This window comes from Pseudomonas ceruminis, from assembly GCF_021602025.1.
GTDB lineage: Bacteria > Pseudomonadota > Gammaproteobacteria > Pseudomonadales > Pseudomonadaceae > Aquipseudomonas > Aquipseudomonas ceruminis.
In genome coordinates this window covers 350,367-369,570 of record NZ_BQHW01000002.1, presented here as the reverse complement: position 1 = coordinate 369,570, position 19,204 = coordinate 350,367, and the positions used below count along the sequence as shown (strand labels likewise).

Annotated in this window: 12 protein-coding genes; 6 read left to right on the top strand and 6 right to left on the bottom strand. The window is 64.7% G+C overall.

The genetic code is table 11. The features are described 5' to 3' along the window. Nucleotides 1-46: 46 nt before the first annotated feature. The 6 genes from L6D80_RS04005 to L6D80_RS03980 all read right to left on the bottom strand — a co-directional run bounded on the left by L6D80_RS04005 (nucleotide 47) and on the right by L6D80_RS03980 (nucleotide 13,423). Complete coding sequence (locus tag L6D80_RS04005) at nucleotides 47-8,683, bottom strand: glycoside hydrolase family 94 protein (RefSeq protein ID WP_176514272.1); 8,637 nt, start codon at nucleotides 8,681-8,683, stop codon at nucleotides 47-49. Between the two features lie 127 nt (nucleotides 8,684-8,810). Further along, the gene (locus L6D80_RS04000; RefSeq protein WP_176514270.1) at nucleotides 8,811-9,302 is read right to left on the bottom strand and encodes a DUF1543 domain-containing protein; all 492 of its coding nucleotides are present in this window, start codon (nucleotides 9,300-9,302) and stop codon (nucleotides 8,811-8,813) included. Nucleotides 9,303-9,371: 69 nt separating this feature from the next. After that, the gene (locus L6D80_RS03995) at nucleotides 9,372-9,788 is read right to left on the bottom strand and encodes a low affinity iron permease family protein (RefSeq protein WP_054899752.1); all 417 of its coding nucleotides are present in this window, start codon (nucleotides 9,786-9,788) and stop codon (nucleotides 9,372-9,374) included. Between the two features lie 118 nt (nucleotides 9,789-9,906). After that, nucleotides 9,907-10,764: an SDR family oxidoreductase gene (locus tag L6D80_RS03990; protein ID WP_176514268.1), complete on the bottom strand. Its 858-nt coding sequence runs from the start codon at nucleotides 10,762-10,764 to the stop codon at nucleotides 9,907-9,909. 50 nt (nucleotides 10,765-10,814) lie between these two features. Then, on the bottom strand, nucleotides 10,815-12,149 hold the full coding sequence (locus L6D80_RS03985) for an SDR family oxidoreductase (protein ID WP_176514266.1): 1,335 nt from the start codon (nucleotides 12,147-12,149) through the stop codon (nucleotides 10,815-10,817). Nucleotides 12,150-12,220: 71 nt separating this feature from the next. Continuing rightward, nucleotides 12,221-13,423 (bottom strand): zinc-dependent alcohol dehydrogenase, encoded by a 1,203-nt coding sequence (locus tag L6D80_RS03980; protein WP_054899749.1) that lies wholly within the window; start codon nucleotides 13,421-13,423, stop codon nucleotides 12,221-12,223. Nucleotides 13,424-13,717: 294 nt separating this feature from the next. On the opposite strand from L6D80_RS03980, the gene L6D80_RS03975 reads away from it, so the two are divergent. From L6D80_RS03975 to L6D80_RS03950, 6 genes are read left to right on the top strand one after another with little or no spacing between them, the layout of a single operon-like run. Next, a complete protein-coding gene (locus L6D80_RS03975; protein ID WP_176514265.1) occupies nucleotides 13,718-14,569 on the top strand; it encodes an STAS domain-containing protein in 852 nt (283 codons plus the stop codon). 3 nt (nucleotides 14,570-14,572) lie between these two features. After that, nucleotides 14,573-14,935 (top strand): STAS domain-containing protein, encoded by a 363-nt coding sequence (locus L6D80_RS03970; RefSeq protein ID WP_054899747.1) that lies wholly within the window; start codon nucleotides 14,573-14,575, stop codon nucleotides 14,933-14,935. After that, nucleotides 14,932-15,336 (top strand): anti-sigma regulatory factor, encoded by a 405-nt coding sequence (locus L6D80_RS03965; RefSeq protein ID WP_054899746.1) that lies wholly within the window; start codon nucleotides 14,932-14,934, stop codon nucleotides 15,334-15,336. Before L6D80_RS03970 ends, L6D80_RS03965 begins: the two co-directional genes overlap by 4 nt. Then, nucleotides 15,327-16,343: an ATP-binding protein gene (locus L6D80_RS03960; protein WP_176514262.1), complete on the top strand. Its 1,017-nt coding sequence runs from the start codon at nucleotides 15,327-15,329 to the stop codon at nucleotides 16,341-16,343. Before L6D80_RS03965 ends, L6D80_RS03960 begins: the two co-directional genes overlap by 10 nt. Then, entirely contained in the window at nucleotides 16,336-17,211 is an 876-nt protein-coding gene (locus L6D80_RS03955) for a sensor histidine kinase (protein WP_054899745.1), read from the top strand. Before L6D80_RS03960 ends, L6D80_RS03955 begins: the two co-directional genes overlap by 8 nt. Further along, complete coding sequence (locus L6D80_RS03950) at nucleotides 17,201-19,153, top strand: response regulator (RefSeq protein ID WP_054899744.1); 1,953 nt, start codon at nucleotides 17,201-17,203, stop codon at nucleotides 19,151-19,153. Before L6D80_RS03955 ends, L6D80_RS03950 begins: the two co-directional genes overlap by 11 nt. Nucleotides 19,154-19,204 lie beyond the last annotated feature (51 nt).

The following is a 19,204-nucleotide window of genomic DNA, read 5'->3' as shown; positions in this document are numbered from 1 at the left end:
CCCGGAAGGCAGCGATTGTCGCAACAAGCGTAGACCAGCAGGCGGTTCAGTCCATGGGCAAGGGGGAGGGCTGGCATTGGGCAATTACCCGGTGCAGTGTGCCGTCATCCGTCAATGGCAGTGTGGGCTGGGTAAGCAGATGGCCGTCCAGTGTCAGGGTCAGCGCGGTGTCGGCGCTGTTATGCACTTCGATGCGGTACGGGGTGTTACCAAAACGGTAATGCACGGTATACCCCGGCCAGCCCCTGGGCAGCAGCGGCTGGATACGCAGGGTGTCACCACTGCGGTGCAGGCCCAGCAGGCTTTCGATGATCAACCGGTACATCCAGCCTGCCGAACCGGTGTACCAGCTCCAGCCACCCCGGCCTGCATGGGGGGCCAGCGCATAGACGTCGGCGGCCATGACGTATGGCTCGATCTTGTAGGTGTCGATCAGCGCGCTGCACCCTTGGCGCACCGGGTTGATCATGCGCAGCAGCGCCCAGGCCTTTTCGGCGTCCCCCAGCTGGGCGTAGGCCATGCCAGCCCAGATTGCCGCGTGGGTATATTGCCCGCCGTTCTCGCGTACGCCGGGCAGGTACCCCTTGATGTAGCCGGGGTCGAGGCTGCCCTGGTCGAAGGGCGGCTCGAGCAGCTTGACGATGCCGATATCGCGGCGCACCAGGTACTGGTCCAGCGCGGCCATCGCAGTACGCGCACGTTCCGGCGAAGCAACCCCGGACAGCACCGCCCAGCTCTGCGCCAGGGAGTCGATGCGGCACTCCTGGTTGCTCGCCGATCCCAGCAGTTGCCCATCATCGAACCAGGCGCGACGGTACCAGCCGCCGTCCCAGGCATGCTGCTCAAGGTGTTCGGCCAGGGCGCCAGCCTGGCGCGTGCACTGTACGGCGAAAGCGCCGTCGCCGTGGCGCAGGGCAACGCTGGCAAATGCGCGTAACACCTCGTGGCCGAAGAAGCCCAGCCATACGCTTTCGCCGCGGCCCTGTTCACCGACCCGGTTCATGCCGTCGTTCCAGTCACCGCTGCCCATCAAGGGCAGGCCGTGCTCGCCGCATTGCAGGGCATGGCCCAGCGCGCGCCGGCAATGCTGGTACAAGGTCTCGACCAACGGGGAATGGGCGGGCAAGTCGTAATAGGACTCTTCACCGGCATTGAGCGCACGGCCCTCGAGGTAGCCTGCGGGTTCGTCCAGCACGCTGTAGTCACCAGTGATCGCCACATAACGGCTGGTGGCCAGCGGCAGCCATAGCAGGTCGTCCGAGCAGCGGGTGCGTACGCCGCGCAGCAGAGGGGGGTGCCACCAGTGCTGCACGTCACCCTCGGGATACTGGTGGGCGGCACAGGTCAGCAGGTGCTGGCGTACCAGCGCCGGCGCGGCGTGGACCATCGCCATGCTGTCCTGCAATTGGTCCCGATAGCCAATCGCCCCCCCGGACTGGTAGAAGCCGCTGCGCGCGAGGAATCGGCAGGCCATCACCTGGTACAGCAACCAGCCGTTGGCCAGCACATCCAGCGCCGGTTCAGGGGTTTCGATCTGCACCGTGTCCAGGGTCTTGCGCCAGTAGGCGCGCACTTTGTCGAACTCTTCCATGGCCGCGCGCAGCCCGCGGTAGTGTTGCACGCAGCGGCTGGCGGCCTTGGCGCCCTGTTCGGCGCCGAGGCGGAACACCACCTCGCCCCGTTCGCCAGGCTGCAGCAGCAGGCTGACCTGCAGCGCTGCGCAGGGGTCGAGCCCCGCGCCGGTACGCCCGGACAGGCGCGCCTGGCGCAACCCGGCCGGCGCCTGGCAGGTGCCGTTGCGGCCGAGGAACTCGCTGCGGTCACAGGTGATGCCCTGCACCGGCAAGTCGCAGTCGACAAAGGCCACATACCCGGAAAACTCCAGGCTGTAGCTGTTGCGGGCAAACAGCGCGCCGCTGACCGGGTCAGTCTCGCTGACCACGTGCATGGCCGCCTTGCTGCGCAGGTCGCCCAGCACCCACTCGACGAAGCAGGTCACACTCAACCGGCGCGCACGGGCCGAACGGTTGTGCAGCTTGAGCCGGTTGAACTTGACCGGTGCATCCAACGCCACATGTACCCACAATTCGCTGCACAGCTCGTCCTCGGCATACTCGAACACGCTGTAGCCGAACCCATGACGTGTGCGGTAGCGGCCGGGGCCGGGGCATGGCTGCGGGGTCGGCGACCAGTACTGCCCGCTGTCCTCGTCACGCAGGTAAAAGGCCTCGCCGCTGGGGTCGATGACCGGGTCGTTATGCCAGGGCGTCAAACGGTACTCGTGGGCGTTTTCGTGCCAGGTATAGGCACTGCCGGTTTCGGACACCACGCTGCCGAACCGTGCATTGGCCAGGATGTTGACCCAGGGCGCCGGTGGTGGTTTGCCAGGGGTATGGCCGATGATGTACTCGCGGCCATCGGCGCTGAACCCGCCATACGGGTTGGCAAGCCTCAGGGCAGGTGGTGCCGTCACCGCTGGGTTGTCGGCTTGCACCCGCGCCATCGCGGGCGTGGGCTCGAAGGCCGCCGGCGAGGCTGGCGGGCGGCGATGATGCAACTGCTCGGCCAGGGTACCGCGGCTGTCGCTGAGCACAAGGCGGGCCACGGAAAGGGTCAGGCAACGGTCTTCTTCGCACAGCTGCTGCGCAGGGCGCACGAAGATCCCGCCGGGGCGATCGAGCAGGGCGGCTTCGCTGCCGGAGGTGACGATGCCCATGATCAGCTCCTGCAACTGCTGGCGGTAACCGGCCTGGTCTTCGTTCCAGATCACCAGGTCGAGCACCAGGCCTTTCTGCCGCCAGTAGGCATGGGCCAGCACCAGTTGCTTGACCAGCTGGATGTTGGCCGGGTCACCGATCTGCACCAGCACGATGGGCAAGTCCCCAGACAGGCCCTGGCCCCACAGGCCGGACTGGCTGCGGCGGTTGCTGGCCAGCAGGTTGGCGCTGGCACGCAGGGCGGCGTTGGGGTAGATGACCGAGGCGGCCATCTGCTCGAACAGCCGGGCATCACTGAGCGAGCCGTTGAGCTGGCGCAACAGCACCTGGCTGTGCGGCCAGGCCAGGTCGAACACACGGTCGGCCAAGTGCCGGTCGCGGTATTTGGCGATCAGTTGCAGGCACGCTTCGCGGCTGTCGGCCACGCCGCTGACCAGGTCAACCGTGGCGGTCTGGCCCGGCGCCAGGACGATGCGGCAGCGGATCGCCACGATCGGGTCGAGTACCGCCCCGGCGGTGCCGGACAGCGCTTCGGTTTCCCGGTCCAGCGCTGCCGGGGCCGCCAGGGTGCGGTTGCGCCCGATGAAGCGGGCCCGGTCGGTTTCATAGGAGATGGCCTCGATATCGGCGCCATGCACCGCCAGTACATGGCACATCCAAGGCACGGCATCCTGCAGCGAGCGGGGTCGGCGGGTGCAGAGGATGGCTTGCAGCGGGCGGATCAGCTCGGTCTGCACGAACAGCTTGCTGAATGCCGGGTGCAGCGCATCGCTCAGGGCCGGTGCCAGGACCACTTCGGCGTAGCTGGTCAGCTCCAGAGTGCGCTGCTCCTCGCCATGGTGGGTGAGGTGCAGGCGCCGCAGTTCGATGTCGTCCTCGGGGGACACGGCTATTTCGCTATGGCAGTCAAAGCCACGCTCGCGCACGCGAAACTCGGCTCGGCCATCGCTGAAGATCGCTTCCTGGTGTTGGCTGCGGTGCCGGGTGGGTTGATAGGTCGTGGACCAGTACGCACCGCTGGCGACGTCGCGCAGGTAGCAGAAGTTGCCCAGCTCGTCGTGCGTGGGGTCTTCGCGCCAGCGGGTGACGGCCAAGTCGTTGCGCTGGCTGTAGCCGCTGCCAACGTGGTTGAGCATGACGTGGTAGCGGCCATTGGAGAGCAGTTGCACGGCGGGGTGGCGGCGGTTGGGTTCGCTGAACACGCGCAGCCGTGTTTCCCCTGCGCGACCGGTGCCCTCCAGGGCCGGCGCCTGCAGGGTGTGCAGATACGGTGCAGCGGTTTTCGGCACACGTTCCTGGAGCAGCAGCATGCTGGCCTGGAACTGCGGGTCCGAGGCGAAGCGCCGTTGCATGGGCTTGTCCAGCAGCAAGGCGGTGAGGGCCAGAAAGCTCATGCCCTGGTGGTGCGCCATGAACGAGCGGATTACCACCTTGTGCTGCCCAGGTGGGAGCCGAGCTTCGCTGTAATCCACGGCCTCATACAGCCCATAGCGCCCAGCCAGCCCGAGGCGGGCGAGGCGCTGCAAGTTGTGGCAGGCTGCGTTCGGCGCCACCAGCAAGGCGAGTGTGCTGGCGTAAGGGGCTACCACGCGCTCCTCGCCCAGACCGCGCTTGAGGCCCAGGCCGGGCACGCCAAAGGCGCGGTACTGGTAGTTGAAGTGGGTGTCCAGCGCGTTGTATGCCGATTCGGAGACGCCCCAGGGGATACCCAGCAGGTTGCCGTGCTCGATCTGCCGGTTGACCGCGGCCTGGCAGGTCTGGTCAAGCAAGGTGCCTTCGTAGCTGGGCATGACCAGCAGGGGCATCAGGTACTCGAACATCGATCCGGACCAGGACAGCAGCACCGGCACACCGGCATTGCTGGTCAGCAGCCGGCCCAGGGCGAACCAGCTGGCCTGGGGCACCTGGCCTTGGGCGATGACCACGAAATTGGTCAGGCGCATCTCTGAGGCCAGCAAGTCGTAGAACGACGTGTCCAGGCGGTGTTCATCGACGTTGTAGCCGATGGCGAACAGGTCGCGTTGGCTGTCGTAGAGGAAGGTGAAGTCCATGCTGGCCAAGGCTGCAAGGCGCAATGCCAGGCTCTGCGCCTGGGCGATGCGCTGGCAGGCCAGGGCGCGTACGGCAGTGACTGCTGCGCGTTCGGCCGGTGGCCACTGGCCGGGCTGCAGCTGTGCCAGTTGTCGCCAGCTTGACGCTGCCGGTACTGCCACCTCACTGTCCGGCGGCAGTTGCAACCCTTGCAGCTCGCTGCCCAGGTCCTCGCACTGGCCTCGCAGCGCATGCAGCCAGAACAGGCAATCGTCGCCCTGTAAGGCGTCGGCGGGTTCAGGTGCGCACTGGTCGATCAAGTCCTGCAACCGTTCGGCAAGCACTGTGAGCAACCGGGGCAGCGGCTGGTCGGGGTGCTCATGGGCTTGCAGCACCTGTTGCTGCAGGGCTTGGACATCGCGACTATCGCGCCCTGCGTTGGTAAACGCTTCGCGCAGGATATCAAAGGTGTCCAGCAGACCCTGGGTCAGCCGGTGGGCCGGCACCGGCACATCGGCCAACGCCAGCAGCCCTGGCCTGAGTGTGAGCAGCAGGGCGGCCAGGTTGCCGCTGTCCACCGCAGACACGTACAGCGGTGGCAGCGGTTTGAGTGCCTGGGTGTCGTACCAGTTGTAGAAGTGGCCCTTGTAGCGCTCCAGGTGATCCAGGGTGTCGAACATCCGCGCCAGACGCTCAAGCAGCCGACCGCTCGACAGGTAGCCGAAATCATAGGCCGCCAGGTGTGCGAGCACGGCCATACCGATATTGGTTGGCGAGGTGCGGTGCGCGATATTGGCGAACGGCGGCTCCTGCAGGTTGTCCGGGGGCAGCCAGTTGTCGGCGGGCCCGACATGGTGGTCGAAAAACGCCCAGTTACGCCGGGCCAGCCTGTGCAGAAAGCGTAAATCCTCCGGTAGCGGTGTGAACCCACTGCCAGCGCGCGGGCTGCTGAGCCACCACGCCAGCGCCGGGCCGAGCAGCCAGAGGATGAGGATCGGCGCGGCCACCAGCAGCGCAGCCGGGCGCATCAGCAGCAGGGCCGCCAGGCTGAGGGCCAGGGCCGGTTGTATCCATTGCTCGGTATACACTGCCTGAAGAGTATCGGCGCTGGTCCGTTCCTCGGCTTGTGAGGGGTTCCACTGCAACAGCCGACGTTTGCTTACGGCCAGGCGCCACAGGGTCCTGGCGATGGCGTCCAGGCTGTAGCGGGTCTCGAACGGCAACCAGGCCAGTGACAGCCCGGCCCGCAAGAAGTAGATGCCCGAGGTGCGCAGTGAAGCCCTCAGGTGTTCGCCCAGGGCGACCTCGGCCGTCTTGTGCAGCAATTGCAGCAGCGTGTCGAGCAGCGGTCGGGCCAACAACAGCCCCAGCAAAGCGAGGGTCCAGTAAGGCGCCGAGGCGCTGGCCAGCCAGCCCCACAACAGGGTGCACAGCAGCGCTGCCGGCTCCAGGCTGCGGCGCAGGTTGTCGAAGATTTTCCAGCGCGACAGCGCGCTCAGCGGGCTATGGGTATCGCCCTGCGGAGGCCTCCCCAGGCGCGGCACAAGCCACGGCAGCAGTTGCCAGTCACCGCGTATCCAGCGGTGACGGCGCTTGGCGTCGGCGCTGTAGCGTGCCGGGTACCCTTCGAACAGTTGCACGTCGCTGAGCAGGCCGGAGTGGGCGTAGCAGCCTTCGATCAGGTCATGGCTGAGCACCCGGTTATCGGCAAAGCGGCCATCCAGTGCGCGCTCGAACGCGTCCACTGCGTAGATGCCTTTGCCAATGAACGACCCGCTGAGGAACAGGTCCTGATAGACGTCGGAAACGGCCTGTGTGTAGGGGTCGATACCCGCATCGCTGGTGAACAGGCGGGCGTAGGCCGAGCGTGTGCCCGTGGGTAGGCTGATGCCAACCCGCGGCTGCAGGATCGCGTAGCCTGAGCGGATCCGGCCGGTATGTGCGTCGAAGCGTGCCCGGTTCAGCGGATGCTGCAAGGTGCCGACGAATTTTTGCGCCACATCGCGTGGCAACTGGGTATCGGTGTCCAAGGTAATCACATAGCGCACGCGGCCCAGCTTGCGCAGGTCGCCGACGATCCGCAGGAAGCACTCGGCACCGCGCCCGCGCAGCAAGGCATTGAGCTCGGCAAGCTTGCCGCGCTTGCGTTCGCGGCCCATCCAGCATCGCTCGGTGGCGTTCCACACGCGGGGGCGATGCAACACAAAGAAGCGTTCGCAGTCGGCGCTTGGATACTTGGCGTTCAAGGCGCGGATGCCATCGCTGGCGAGGTCGAGCAGGGGGATGTCTTCGCCGCAGGTTTGTTGCGCGGCATCGACGAAGTCACTCAGCAGGGCGAAGTGCAGGTGCGCATCCTGATTGGCCAGAAAGCGCACCTCAAGCCCTTCGACCAGCGCCTCCACATCGCTGCGGGTGCTCAGCATGCAGGGCACCACGACCAAGGTTCTGGCGCTGGCAGGTATCCCGGCGGCGTAGTCCAGGCGTGGCAGGAACGACGGTTGCACGGTCAGGGTTACCAGCCAGTTCACCAGGCCAATGGCCAGGCGGCTGGTGGTCAGTACCACCGGCAGGGCCATCAGGGCCAGAATCCACATCGCCCAGCCTTCGGCGGCCATGCCGGCGATGAAGCCCCAGGCCAGCACGCACGACAGCAGCGCAGAAGGCACCAGGTAGAACGCCAGCGGGGCACGGTGCAACAGACGCTGCCAGCGCTCGGCAAGGCTGACCCGTGCCGCCAGTTGCTTTTCGAGCAGGTGCAGGCCGCTACCTGTCAGGTAAAAGCCGACGTGCCGGGCTTGCTCGTCGGTCCCGGCACCTGCGGCTTGGGCAAGCTGAACTGCCTGGCGTGCCACCTGTTCTTCGCTGAATGCGCTGTGCCTCGCCAGGCGTTCGACGATGTGGCGGTAATGGTCGCGGCTGGCGAAGTCCATGGCCGGGTACACCGCTGCCGGGTCCTGGGCCAGTTCGTGCTCGACATGGCTCAGGTGCTCGACGAACAGCCGCCAGTCAATGCTCGACAGCAGGCGCAGACTGCCGATGCTGTTGCTGATGGACACCTGGTCGATCGCCTGTTGCTGCGCATCGAGCTGCACATTGCGCTCGATGCTCAGTGCCGACTCGCTGAGCATCTGCTCGATCCAGGCCAGCGGCTGAGTCAGGGTGGTGCTGTGGCCTTGCAGGCGCCTGGCCAGCTCAGCCACGAACGCTGCGTTCATGGGCGGTTCGGAGCGGGCCATGTCGGCCACCACCAGTACCACGCTCTTGGCATCGTGCTCGGCGGTTTCGATGAGGGTATCGGCCCAGCCATTGGCCAGGTCGCGGTCTGCCCAGTTGGCCATCACCCGGGCCGCCACCCGGCGCAGGTTCTCGATCAGCGCCAGGCGTAGCATGATCGGTATCGCCCAGAGCTCGCCGAGGGTGAGCGTGGCGGTTTGCTGATAGGCTTCGACCAGCTGGCTCAGGCTTTTGGCGTCGACCCGGCCATCACCGTGGCAGATAGTTTCCAGCGCGATATCGTAAACCCGTGGCAGGCCACTGGACGCACCGGTGTCCAGCCGTGGCAGTTGCAGGCTGTAGCCTGTGGGCAAATGGCGCTTGGCGATGCGGATATGCGACTCGACCAAATAGAAGTTGTCGAGCAGCCATTGCGCGGCAGGCAGCGCCGGGCGCGAGCCGGGCAGGGCACCGGCGAGGGCGGCGCAACTGGTGCTGAGCATGCGTTCGTTATCGGCCAGCCGCTCAAGCAGCGAATCGTCGGCCGGCAGCTGGCTCAGACGGTGCTGGCTGGCCAGCCAACTGCCGTGATCGGCCAGTTGTTCGGCGCTGTAGAGCTCTGAGCGCAGCAGGCTTTCGTAGGTGAACGCGTGCCGCGGTGCAGGCCAACGCTGAGCCAGGCGCTGAACGAAGGCAAGGGTGCGATGCCAGGGATTGTCCATGGTGTGCTGGGGTACCGTGAGCTGGCCGGTCAGACCCTCAGTCTGGGCGGCTGGCCCAGGATGGGTCTGTGCGCTAGCGAACAAAGGCGTGATTCGCTACCGCGCCTTTCAGGTCAGCCTCAGCCGCTTACAGCAGGATGTAGTCGCTGTATTGCCGGATACCGCGGTGGCTGCCCTCGACCAGGTGCACGTAGCGGCCCGCGATCAGGTCGACCGGCAGGCAGTCGTCGATATCCAGTACCGCGTCGGTGTGGGGCTTGAGCCAATCGGCCAACAGGTGCTGCTTGCCCAGGCGCTTGGCCTCGGCTTTGTCCTTGGCGACCACCAGGCGGTAATGGTGCGCTTCGCCGAAGCGCTGTGGCTCGTAACCCCCCAGGTTGATGAAAAACAGGCGTTGGGCAGTGGGGCCTGGGGCCAGGTGGCTGAGTTCGACGCGGTAGTGGTCGACGCCGTCTACAGCCAGCCAGGAATCGATATGCAACCCGGCGCGGCTGCCGAACCAGGCTTCGCGCAGTTGCGGGTAAGCCTGCTCCAGCGAAGGGGCCTCGACGAACACGACATCGTGCACTTCGATATTCGCCCTGGGGTGCCGACCGCCCAGCATTACAACGTACAGCATCTTCGCTCCTTGGTTCGATGTGCGGGCCTGCTCAGGCTACCCGCTGCACCTAGGGTATCAAGCCCGCCGCTAGCGCTGCAGGTTTTGGCCCTGTGCGGGGTCGCTCGCCGGCGCGGGCGGGCAATCGGCTTGACGCTCGCACTGGCTACCCATGGCCCGGTATTCCTTCCTGAGTTCACGTATCTGGCGGTTGTCCAACGCTTCTAGGTCAAGCACGGACTGCTCTGCGGATTGGGTCGCACGGATCAGCTCATCGAGTTTTACATGAATGATGTCGTTGTCCCGGTTCTGCGTGTTCTGAATCAGAAAAACCATCAGGAACGTAATGATCGTCGTCGTGGTGTTGATGATCAGCTGCCAGGTGTCGTTGTAGTGAAACCATGGCCCGGATATCGCCCACAAACCGATCAGCACCACTGCGACGAGGAACGTGCTGGGTTTGCCGGCCTGATTGGCCAGCCATTGGCAGAATTTTGCGAATTTCACGGTGTGCCTCCCTATGGACCTGAAAGGTCAGACCACAGCGAAGGCCGGACATCTTTTTTACATTCACCTGCTTAGCCACCCAAAGCCAGCCGGGGCTGGCCTCGGGTGGGGTGGCAGTTCAAAGGATGGGCTTGCCACCGGTAACGGCATAGCGCGAACCGGAGATGTAACTGGCTTCATCGGAGCCGAGCAAGACGTAGATCGGCGCGACCTCGACCGGTTGCCCCGGTCGCCCGAGCGGGTAGTTGGAACCGAAGTGCTTCACCGCTTCATCGGGCATGGTGGCCGGGATCAACGGTGTCCAGATGGGGCCGGGTGCCACGCTGTTGACCCGTATGCCGGTTTTGCCCAGCAATTGGGCCAGGCCGGCCGTGAAATTGGCAATGGCGCCTTTGGTCGTCGCATAGGCCAACAGCTTGGGCGATGGGTCGTCGGAGTTGACCGAACTGGTGTTGATGATCGAACTGCCTTTGGGCATCGAAGGCAGCGCCCGCTGGCAGATGCGGAACATGGCGGTGATGTTGACATTGAAGGTCATTACCCACTCGTCATCGTCGATTTCATCAAATGTCTCGTGGGACATCTGAAACGCCGCGTTGTTGACCAGGATGTCGATGCGCCCGAACTGCGCCACCGTCTTGTCGACGATGTCGTAGCAGTGCTGCTTGTGCGCCAGGTCACCGGGCAGCAACAGGCACTGGCGGCCAGCGGCCTCGACCCAGCGTGCGGTTTCCTGGGCGTCGTCGTGCTCATCCAGGTAGGCAATGGCAACGTCTGCACCTTCGCGTGCATAGGCGATGGCCACAGCCCGCCCGATGCCGCTGTCGGCGCCGGTGATCAAGGCGATCTTGCCTTCAAGGCGACCGTGGCCGGTGTAGCTTTGCTCACCGCAATCCGGGTACGGCTCCATCTTGCGTTGCGAACCTGGAACGCTTTGCGGCTGAGTGGGGAATGGCGGGGTAGGGTAGTCACGCATGGTTGAATGCTCCTGCAGTGGGGAAGGTCATGGCTGTTCGGGTGCAAGGTCTAATTGCGCCTGCGTCGCGTGCTGGCGAAGGCGAAGCCTGCAAGGATGCCTACCAGGGCGGCGCCCACCAGGAGCGGCGTCCTGTCTTTGGGGGGCTGCCAATCCCCGGTCACGCTGCGCCGACCGCTGGGCGGTTCGAACAGGTTGCCGGAGGAGATCGCGGCGCTGGGGCTTCGGCGCAGGCCCAGGCGGGTCAGCCAGCCCGACAGGTGAGGCAGCCCAGGAATGAGGTAACTGGCCAGATGGGCAATGCGTGCGGTGGCGCCCACGGTGGTATGAGCACGGGGTGAAATCGCGCAGGCCACCATCGCTTTGGCGACCCGCTCTGGGTCGTAGATCGGCCCCGGCGGCGTCAGGGCATGGCCAGTGTAGTTACCGCCATCCCTGAACCCAGGCGTGTCCATCACGGCGGGGTAGATGTCGCAGACGTGGATGTCGGGGAATTCGGTCAGCTCCCCCCTGAGAGCCTCGGTAAGGCCGCGCAAGCCGAACTTGCTCGCCGAGTAGGCCGCTGCATAGGGTTGCGCCACCCAACTGCCCAGGGACAGGGTGTTGATCAGCACGCCGCTGCCTTGTGCCTTGAAGTAGGGCATGGCGACGTAAGCGCCGCGCAGGTAACCGACCAAGTCCGTCTGGATAACCTGCTCATGCGCCTGCAGGGGCGTTTCCTCGAACGCGCCCACCGCGCCTACGCCTGCGTTGTTGATCCAGATATCAATACGGCCGTGGCCGAACGCTGCCGCACGCGCTGCCAACGCTTCGACCTGATCGCTACTGGAGACATCGGTTTTAACGGCGACAGCGTCTGTACCGCAGTCGGTGCACTCATCCAGCACCTCGAACAACGCCTCTTCATCCCGTGAAGCCAGCACCAGGCGTGCACCTTTGCAGGCAAAGGCATGGGCTGCGGCGCGGCCTATGCCACTGGAAGCGCCGGTGATCACCACCACTTTGCCGCGTAATGGGCCTTTGATGGGCGTTGCCGGGCCGACGACGGGGAGCGGGCCCTCTTCGCTGTGCGTGGGGAGTGTGTCCAAGGGGGGCAGCGCAGCGCTGGCCTCCAGGCGGGCGAGCTCAAGCACCGTGCCATCCACCAGGGTCAGGGTCAGCCCCTCGATGGTACCGGCCAGCCGGTCGGCAAACACCGGTTCGCCCTCGGCATCGAGGCTGTCATAGATGAACCGGGTGCCTTCCAGCCAGCCCACGGCGGTCAACAGCTCCGGGCCAAGGAAATACTTGCCGTCCAGGAAGAATCCTGGGAACTGATGGGCCCGCTCGACGTTTTCCACGCGGTAACGCTCGCCGGGTTTCATGCCTGTTGCTTGATCGATCATGGTTCAAGCCTCTGTGTGCTGATGTCTTTGGCCCTGGCCTTTGCCATGGGCCATGGCCTGTCTGCCGGGCTTCACACGTGGTCCGTGCCCAGGGTGCCGGGGGCAGCGCCTGGCACAAGAATGACCTTGCGGCAGTTGTCCTCTTTTTGATCGAACAGCTTGTAGCCCAGGGCGGCCTCTTCCAGTGCCAGGCGATGGGTAACGATCAGTTCGGGCTGAAGGCGGCCTGCCTCGATATGCTCCAGCAGTTCGGGCAGGTACTTCTGGACATGGGTCTGGCCCATCTTGAAGGTCAGGCCCTTGTCGAAGGCATCACCGAACATGAACCCATGAATGAAACCGGCATACACCCCAGGCACGCTAACCACGCCCCCGCGGCGTACTGCGGCAATGCTCTGGCGCAAGGCCTTGCCACTGCTGCCTTCGATTTTCAGCGCGGTCATGACCGTTTCGGCGGCGCTGCCTTTGGCTTCGAAGCCGACGGCGTCGATTACCGCGTCCACCCCACGCATGCCGGGTGTCTGGCGAATGATGCTGTCGGCAGGGTCGTCATCGCGCTCGAAATTGATAGGGATAACGCCGTAGGCGTCGCGTGCGTAGGCCAGGCGGTAGTCGTTGTCGTCGACCATGAAAACGGTCTGGGCGCCAAGCATCCGTGCACAGGCGGCACTGAGTAGGCCCACGGGCCCTGCGCCATAGATGGCCACCGACGAGCCTTGGCCAACCTCGGCATTGATCACGGCTTGCCAGGCGGTGGGCAGGATGTCGGACAGAAACAGCACCTTGTCGTCAGCCAGGGTGGTCGGCACCTTGAAGGGGCCGACGTTGGCTTTGGGTACCCTCACATAATCGGCCTGGCCACCGGGGATGCCGCCGTACAGATGGCTGTAGCCGAACAACGCGGCGCCAGGCGGGATTCCTTTCTTGTTGATGATCGAGCCGCGCCCGGTGTTGGTGGTTTCGCAGGCAGCGAACAGCGCGTGCTGGCAGAAGAAACAGCTGCCGCAGGCAATCACGAAGGGGATCACGACCCGGTCACCGACCTGCAGGTCGGTGACCGCGCTGCCGGTTTCTTCCACGATGCCCATGAATTCATGACCGAAGATATCGCCCGCTTCCGTTTGCGGGATCTTGCCCCGGTACAAATGCAGGTCCGAACCGCAAATGGCGGTGGCAGTTACCTTGAGGATGATGTCATCCGCTTGTTCGATGCGGGGATCGGCGACGGTATCTACCCTGACGTCGTTTGCTCCGTGGTAAGTCAATGCGCGCATGGGACCAACTCCTGCAGGCTGGGTTTTTTGGTGGTCTATGCAGGGGAAGCCGGCAGACGGGCCAAAGTTCATTGCAACTGGCCAAGTGGGCTCAATCACGGCTGCGGGCGTGGGGAAAATATTCACCAGGTTGCCCACACCCGGCGCTCGCGTGGCCTAGAGTTAGCGGGACGTGATATGGCGCAATGCAATTATTTGCCAACGGTCACAACTATTCACACCGGCAGCTGTCAGTTTTGCGAGCCGGTACATTCATTGGGGTACCGGCCACGTATTTTCAGGAGCGAATGTCACATGGCAGCACTGCAGAACAGCACGTTGGAAGCGATTGTCGGCAATCAGGTCCAGTTGCTGGGAGACTGGCTTGCTGCACTTGAAGCCAATGGCGCGACACGCAACATCCGGGAACAGGAGCTGCGCCAGGAAACACGGGAGTTTCTGCAATTGGTGGTTGATGGCCTGCGCAGTGAAAGTGGCGGCGACATTGCCACCGAAGGCTGGGAGCAGACCCGTCGCTTCCTGGAAAAGCTCTCTGCCAGCCGCGCCCAAATCGGCCAGGAGTCGCACCAGACCGCCTATTTCATCTTTGCCCTTAAAGGCCCGTTGTTCACGCTGTTGCAGGCTCATTACCGTGAACAACCGGCGCTGCTTGCCGAGCAGCTCTGGGAAATTTCTTCACTGTTCGATGCCTTCGGCCTGCATACCATCCGCACCTACCAGAAAAACCGCGAGGCGGTGATCAAGCGTCAGCAGGAAGAGCTGCTGGAGCTGTCCACGCCGGTGGTCAAGCTGTGGGAGGGGGTGCTGGCGTTGCCCCTGATCGGCACCCTCGACTCCCAGCGCAGCCAGACGGTGATGGAGTCGCTGTTGCAGCGCATCGTCGACACCGGGTCGGAAATCGCCATCATCGACATCACGGGTGTGCCTACGGTCGACACCCTGGTGGCCCAACACCTGCTCAAGACAGTCACCGCCATCCGCCTGATGGGCGCCGACTGCATCATCAGTGGCGTGCGCCCGCAGATCGCGCAGACCATCGTGCACCTAGGCCTGGACCTGGGCACATTGACAACCAAGTCCAACCTGGCCGATGCCCTGAAGCTGGCGCTGTCGCGCCTGGGCACTGCCCTTGGCGAGCGGGTGTGAAGCATGGAGCGTATTCCCATCCTGCAAATGGGCGAGTTCCTGCTGGTGACTATCCAGGTGGACATGCATGACCAGTTGGCCCTGCGCCTGCAGGACGACCTGACCGACCGTATCGACCAGACCTCCGCCCGTGGCGTGCTGATCGATATCTCGGCGCTGGACATGGTCGATTCGTTCATCGGCCGCATGATTGCCAGTATCTCGGGCTTGTCGCGGATCATGGACGCCGAAACGGTACTGGTTGGCATGCAGCCGGCGGTGGCGATCACCTTGGTCGAGCTCGGCCTGACCCTGCCTGGGGTCAGTACCGCATTGAACGTCGATCGCGGCATGAACCTGCTGCGTCAGCGGGTAGGGCGCACATGAGCATTCGCCAGAGCGGCAGCCAACCGGTGCGTATCGAACAGGACGTGGTACTGGCTCGCCAGTTGACCCGCAAACTTGCCACCGAGTGCGGCATGCGCTTGGTCGACCTGACCAAACTGGTGACGGCCGTGAGCGAACTGGCGCGCAACACGGTGGTGTATGGCGGGGGCGGCGACATGGACTGGCAGGTCCTCGAAGAGACCGGGCGGGTTGGCCTGCGCCTGGTGTTTCGCGACGAAGGGCCGGGTATTGCCGACGTCAAGCTGGCCCTCACCGACGGCTGGACCTCAGGCGGTGGTTTGGGCCTGGGGCTGACGGGTGCCAGGCGCCTGGTCGATGAGTTCGAACTGGACACCGCTCCTGGGCAAGGTACCCGGGTAACGATCACCCGATGGACATGAACCTTGTCGCTAGCCTGACCCAGGTCCTGCGCATTGATGATTCCAGCCAGGTGGGCCATGCCCGGCGGGTGGTACAGAAACTGGCCGAACAGCACGGTTTCGACGCTGCCGATGCCGGACGGGCGGCCATTGTTGCCACTGAGCTGGCCAGCAATGTGCTCAAGCATGCCGAGCACGGTGAACTGCACCTGCGGGCGCTCGTCCATGGCGCCCAGCAGGGCATCGAGTTGCTGGCGGTGGATCGTGCGCAAGGCTTCGATGTGCACAGTTGCCTGGTCGACGGCTATTCCACCGGTGGCACGCAGGGCATTGGCCTGGGGGCGGTCAGCCGCTTGGCGCAGGTGTTCGACGTGCATGCCGACGCACGCGGCGCCGTGGTGCTGGCGCGCCTGTACAAACATGGCGACAGCGCTCGGGATGTGCGGGTCGGGGTGAGCCAGCATTCGCTGCACGACGACCCCGCCTGTGGCGACACCTGGCACGTAACCCTCGGCGACCAGCGCCTCAGTGCCCTGGTGATCGATGGCCTGGGCCATGGGGTGGAAGCCGAGCGGGCCGCCAAAGCCGGGGCGCAGGCGTTCGCCGAAAGCCCTTTCAGTGCGCCCGAGCACCTGCTGGTCGCCCTGCACCACGCCATGGGCGGCACCCGGGGCGGCGCCGCCGCCATCGCTCAGTACGAGGGCGCCGGCGACCGCCTGGCGTTCATCGGCATCGGCAATATCGGCGCGGCCCTGGTCGGTGGCGATCGGTCACGAGGCCTGGCCTCGCATCCGGGCATCGTTGGCGGCCAATACCGCAAAGGCCAGGTGTTCGACTACGCTCACGTGAAGGGAAATCTGTTGATCATGTTCAGCGACGGCCTGCAGTCCCGTTGGAACCTTCAAGCTTATCCTGGCCTTGCGCGCCGCCACCCGGCAGTCGTTGCCGCCGTGTTGCACCGCGACTTCTGCCGCGGGCGGGACGATGTGACGGTGCTGGTCATCGACCTGGAGACTGTGCATGGCTGAGCCATCGCTCGACAATGGCGCCGAACAGGCCGCCTGCGTGGCACGCCTGCAGGCCGAGAACCAGGCCCTGCGTGCCGAACTGGAAGAAACCAACCAGGGTGTGCTGGCGCTTTATGCGGAGCTGGACATCCAGGCCGAACAATTACGCCAGGCGTCGGACCTCAAAAGCCGCTTCCTTTCCTATATGAGCCACGAGTTCCGTACGCCGCTGGGCTCGATCCTGAGCATCACCAGCCTGCTCGCCGACGAGGTGGATGGGCCGTTGAGCAAGGAGCAGCAGTTGCAGGTGGCGTTCGTCAGCAGCGCCACCCGCGAGCTCAGCGACATGGTCGACGACCTGCTCGACCTGGCCAAGATCGAAGCGGGACGGATCACCATCTCGCCCGCCTGGTTCGACATGCTCGACCTGTTCGCTGCCCTGCGCGGGATGTTCCGGCCGATCGTCGACACGGGGGCGGTGGACCTTATTTTCGAAGAACCCCAGGGCTTGCCGCAGCTGTATACCGATGACAAGAAGCTGGCGCAGATCCTGCGCAACTTCATCTCCAATGCGCTGAAGTTCACCACCCGGGGCGAGGTGCGGGTGTCGGCAAAATTGCATGGCAGCGACCAGATACGGTTTGCCGTGAGTGACACGGGCATCGGCATTGCCCCAGAGCTGCTGGAGGGGTTGTTCGAAGACTTTACCCAAGTGGATTCGCCGCTGCAGAAACGCCTGCGTGGCACGGGGCTGGGGCTGTCGCTGTGCAAGCGCTTTGCGGCGCTGCTGGGAGGGGAAGTGGGTGTAGACAGCGCGCCTGGGGTGGGCTCGTCGTTCTTCGTGATCATCCCCCTGGCGCTGGCCCAGGAGAGCGCAGATGAACCCTGACATCCGCCTGCTGATCGTCGACGACAACGCCGCGACGCGCTATGCGCTGCGTCGGCGCCTGGCGCTGCACGATTACCAGGTGCTGGAGGCAGGCACCGGTGGCGAGGGCCTGGCGCTGATTGGCAGCGAGCAGATCGATGCGTTGATACTGGATGTCAACCTGCCCGACATGAGTGGGTTCGACATCGTCCGGTTGCTGCGCGCCGACCCGGCCACGGCGCTGTTGCCAGTGATCCACGTCTCGGCGGCCTCGATCCAGACCGGCGATATCATCACTGGCCTGGATGCTGGGGCCGATGCCTACCTGGTACACCCCGTAGACCCGGATGTGCTGGTGGCGACGTTGCGCACGCTGCTGCGGGTGCGCGACACCGAACGTGCGCTGCGCGACAGCGAGGCGAGTTTCCGCGAGATTTTCACCAACGTTTCTGCCCCCATCGCGGTGCTGGATGCCGGGCTCAAGGTGCATGAGTGCAACCAGGCGTTCTATGCGCTGATTCAGGACAACCGCAACCCGCACGCGCTGCAGGAATGCTTTGCCGAGGGGCAACACAGTGCCCTGGCCACCTTGCGCGAGCACTTGGCTGGCGGCCAGCGCTGGCGCGGCAACCTGGCGATGACGGTAGAAGGCTTGCCCAGAGACACCGAATGGCAACTGTCGCCCCATCGCGTGCCGGGGCTGTGCCTGGTGTTTGTCGAGGATGTCACTGAGCACCGCCATCGCGAGCGCTCGCATCTGGCGCGCCTGGACGACGCCAACACTCAGCTGGCCCAGGAAATGGCGCAGCGGGCGCAGACTGAGGCGCAATTGCTGCAACTGCAGAAGATGGATGCCCTCGGCAGCCTCACCGGGGGCATTGCCCACGACTTCAACAATCTGTTGACCGGCATCATCACCAGCCTGGAGCTGATCCGCAAACGGGTGGCGCAAAACCGCCTGGAAAAGGTGCCGTGCTATGCCGACGCGGCGCTCAGCTCGGCGATGAGCGCCGCGTCGTTGACCCATCGATTGTTGGCCTTTGCTCGCCAGCAGCCGCTGGATACCCGCCCGGTGGACATCAACGAGCGGGTGCGGTCCCTGGAAGAGCTGATCACCCGCACCATCGGCGAGCGCATTGCCTTGAAGCTGGAGCTTTCCAGCCAGCCCGCGGTGGCGTTGGTCGACCCGATTCAGCTGGAGAGCGCGGTGCTCAACCTGGTGATCAATGCCCGCGATGCGTTGCCTAAGGGTGGGCATATCTGGGTGAACACCGGGGCGACGTGGTCCCATGCCGACCCGAACCTGCAGGACGGCCCGTATGTGGCAGTGACGGTGCGCGACGATGGCAGTGGTATCGAGCCGGCGTTGCTGGAAAAGGTATTCGACCCGTTCTTTACCACCAAACCGGTGGGGCAGGGCACGGGGCTCGGTTTGTCGACCATCTACGGCTTTGCCCGCCAGTCCGGCGGGCACGTGGCGATTCGCAGCGCACTGGGGCTGGGCACCGAGGTAACGTTGATGCTGCCGGCCAGCAATCACCAAGTGCCCCGCGAGGAGCGCCGGCCAAAGCCCGAAGAGCAGGGTAGCGGCGAGCATGTGCTGGTGGTCGAGGACATGGCCTCGGTGCGCCTGTCGGTGGCCGAAGTGCTGGCCGATGCGGGCTATCGTTGCACCCTGGCCGAAACCATTGAGCAGGCGTTGGATCATTTACGCGAAGACACCGGCATTGCGCTGTTGCTGACCGATGTCGGGCTGCCCGGCATCAGTGGCCGGGAGCTGGCCGACATGGCGCGTATCTATCGGCCAGGCCTGCCCGTGCTGTTCATGACCGGTTACGCCGAGCCAGCGCTGGACCGCCAGGCGTTTCTGGGCACGGGAATGGACATTCTGATCAAGCCGTTCCAGATCGGCGAGTTGCTGGAAAAGGTACGGCGGACCCTGGGTTTGCTGGCTGCAGGCTGAGCCTGTGGGTCCGACGCTGCCGGGCCCATATAGCAATATCTCCTACGCCAG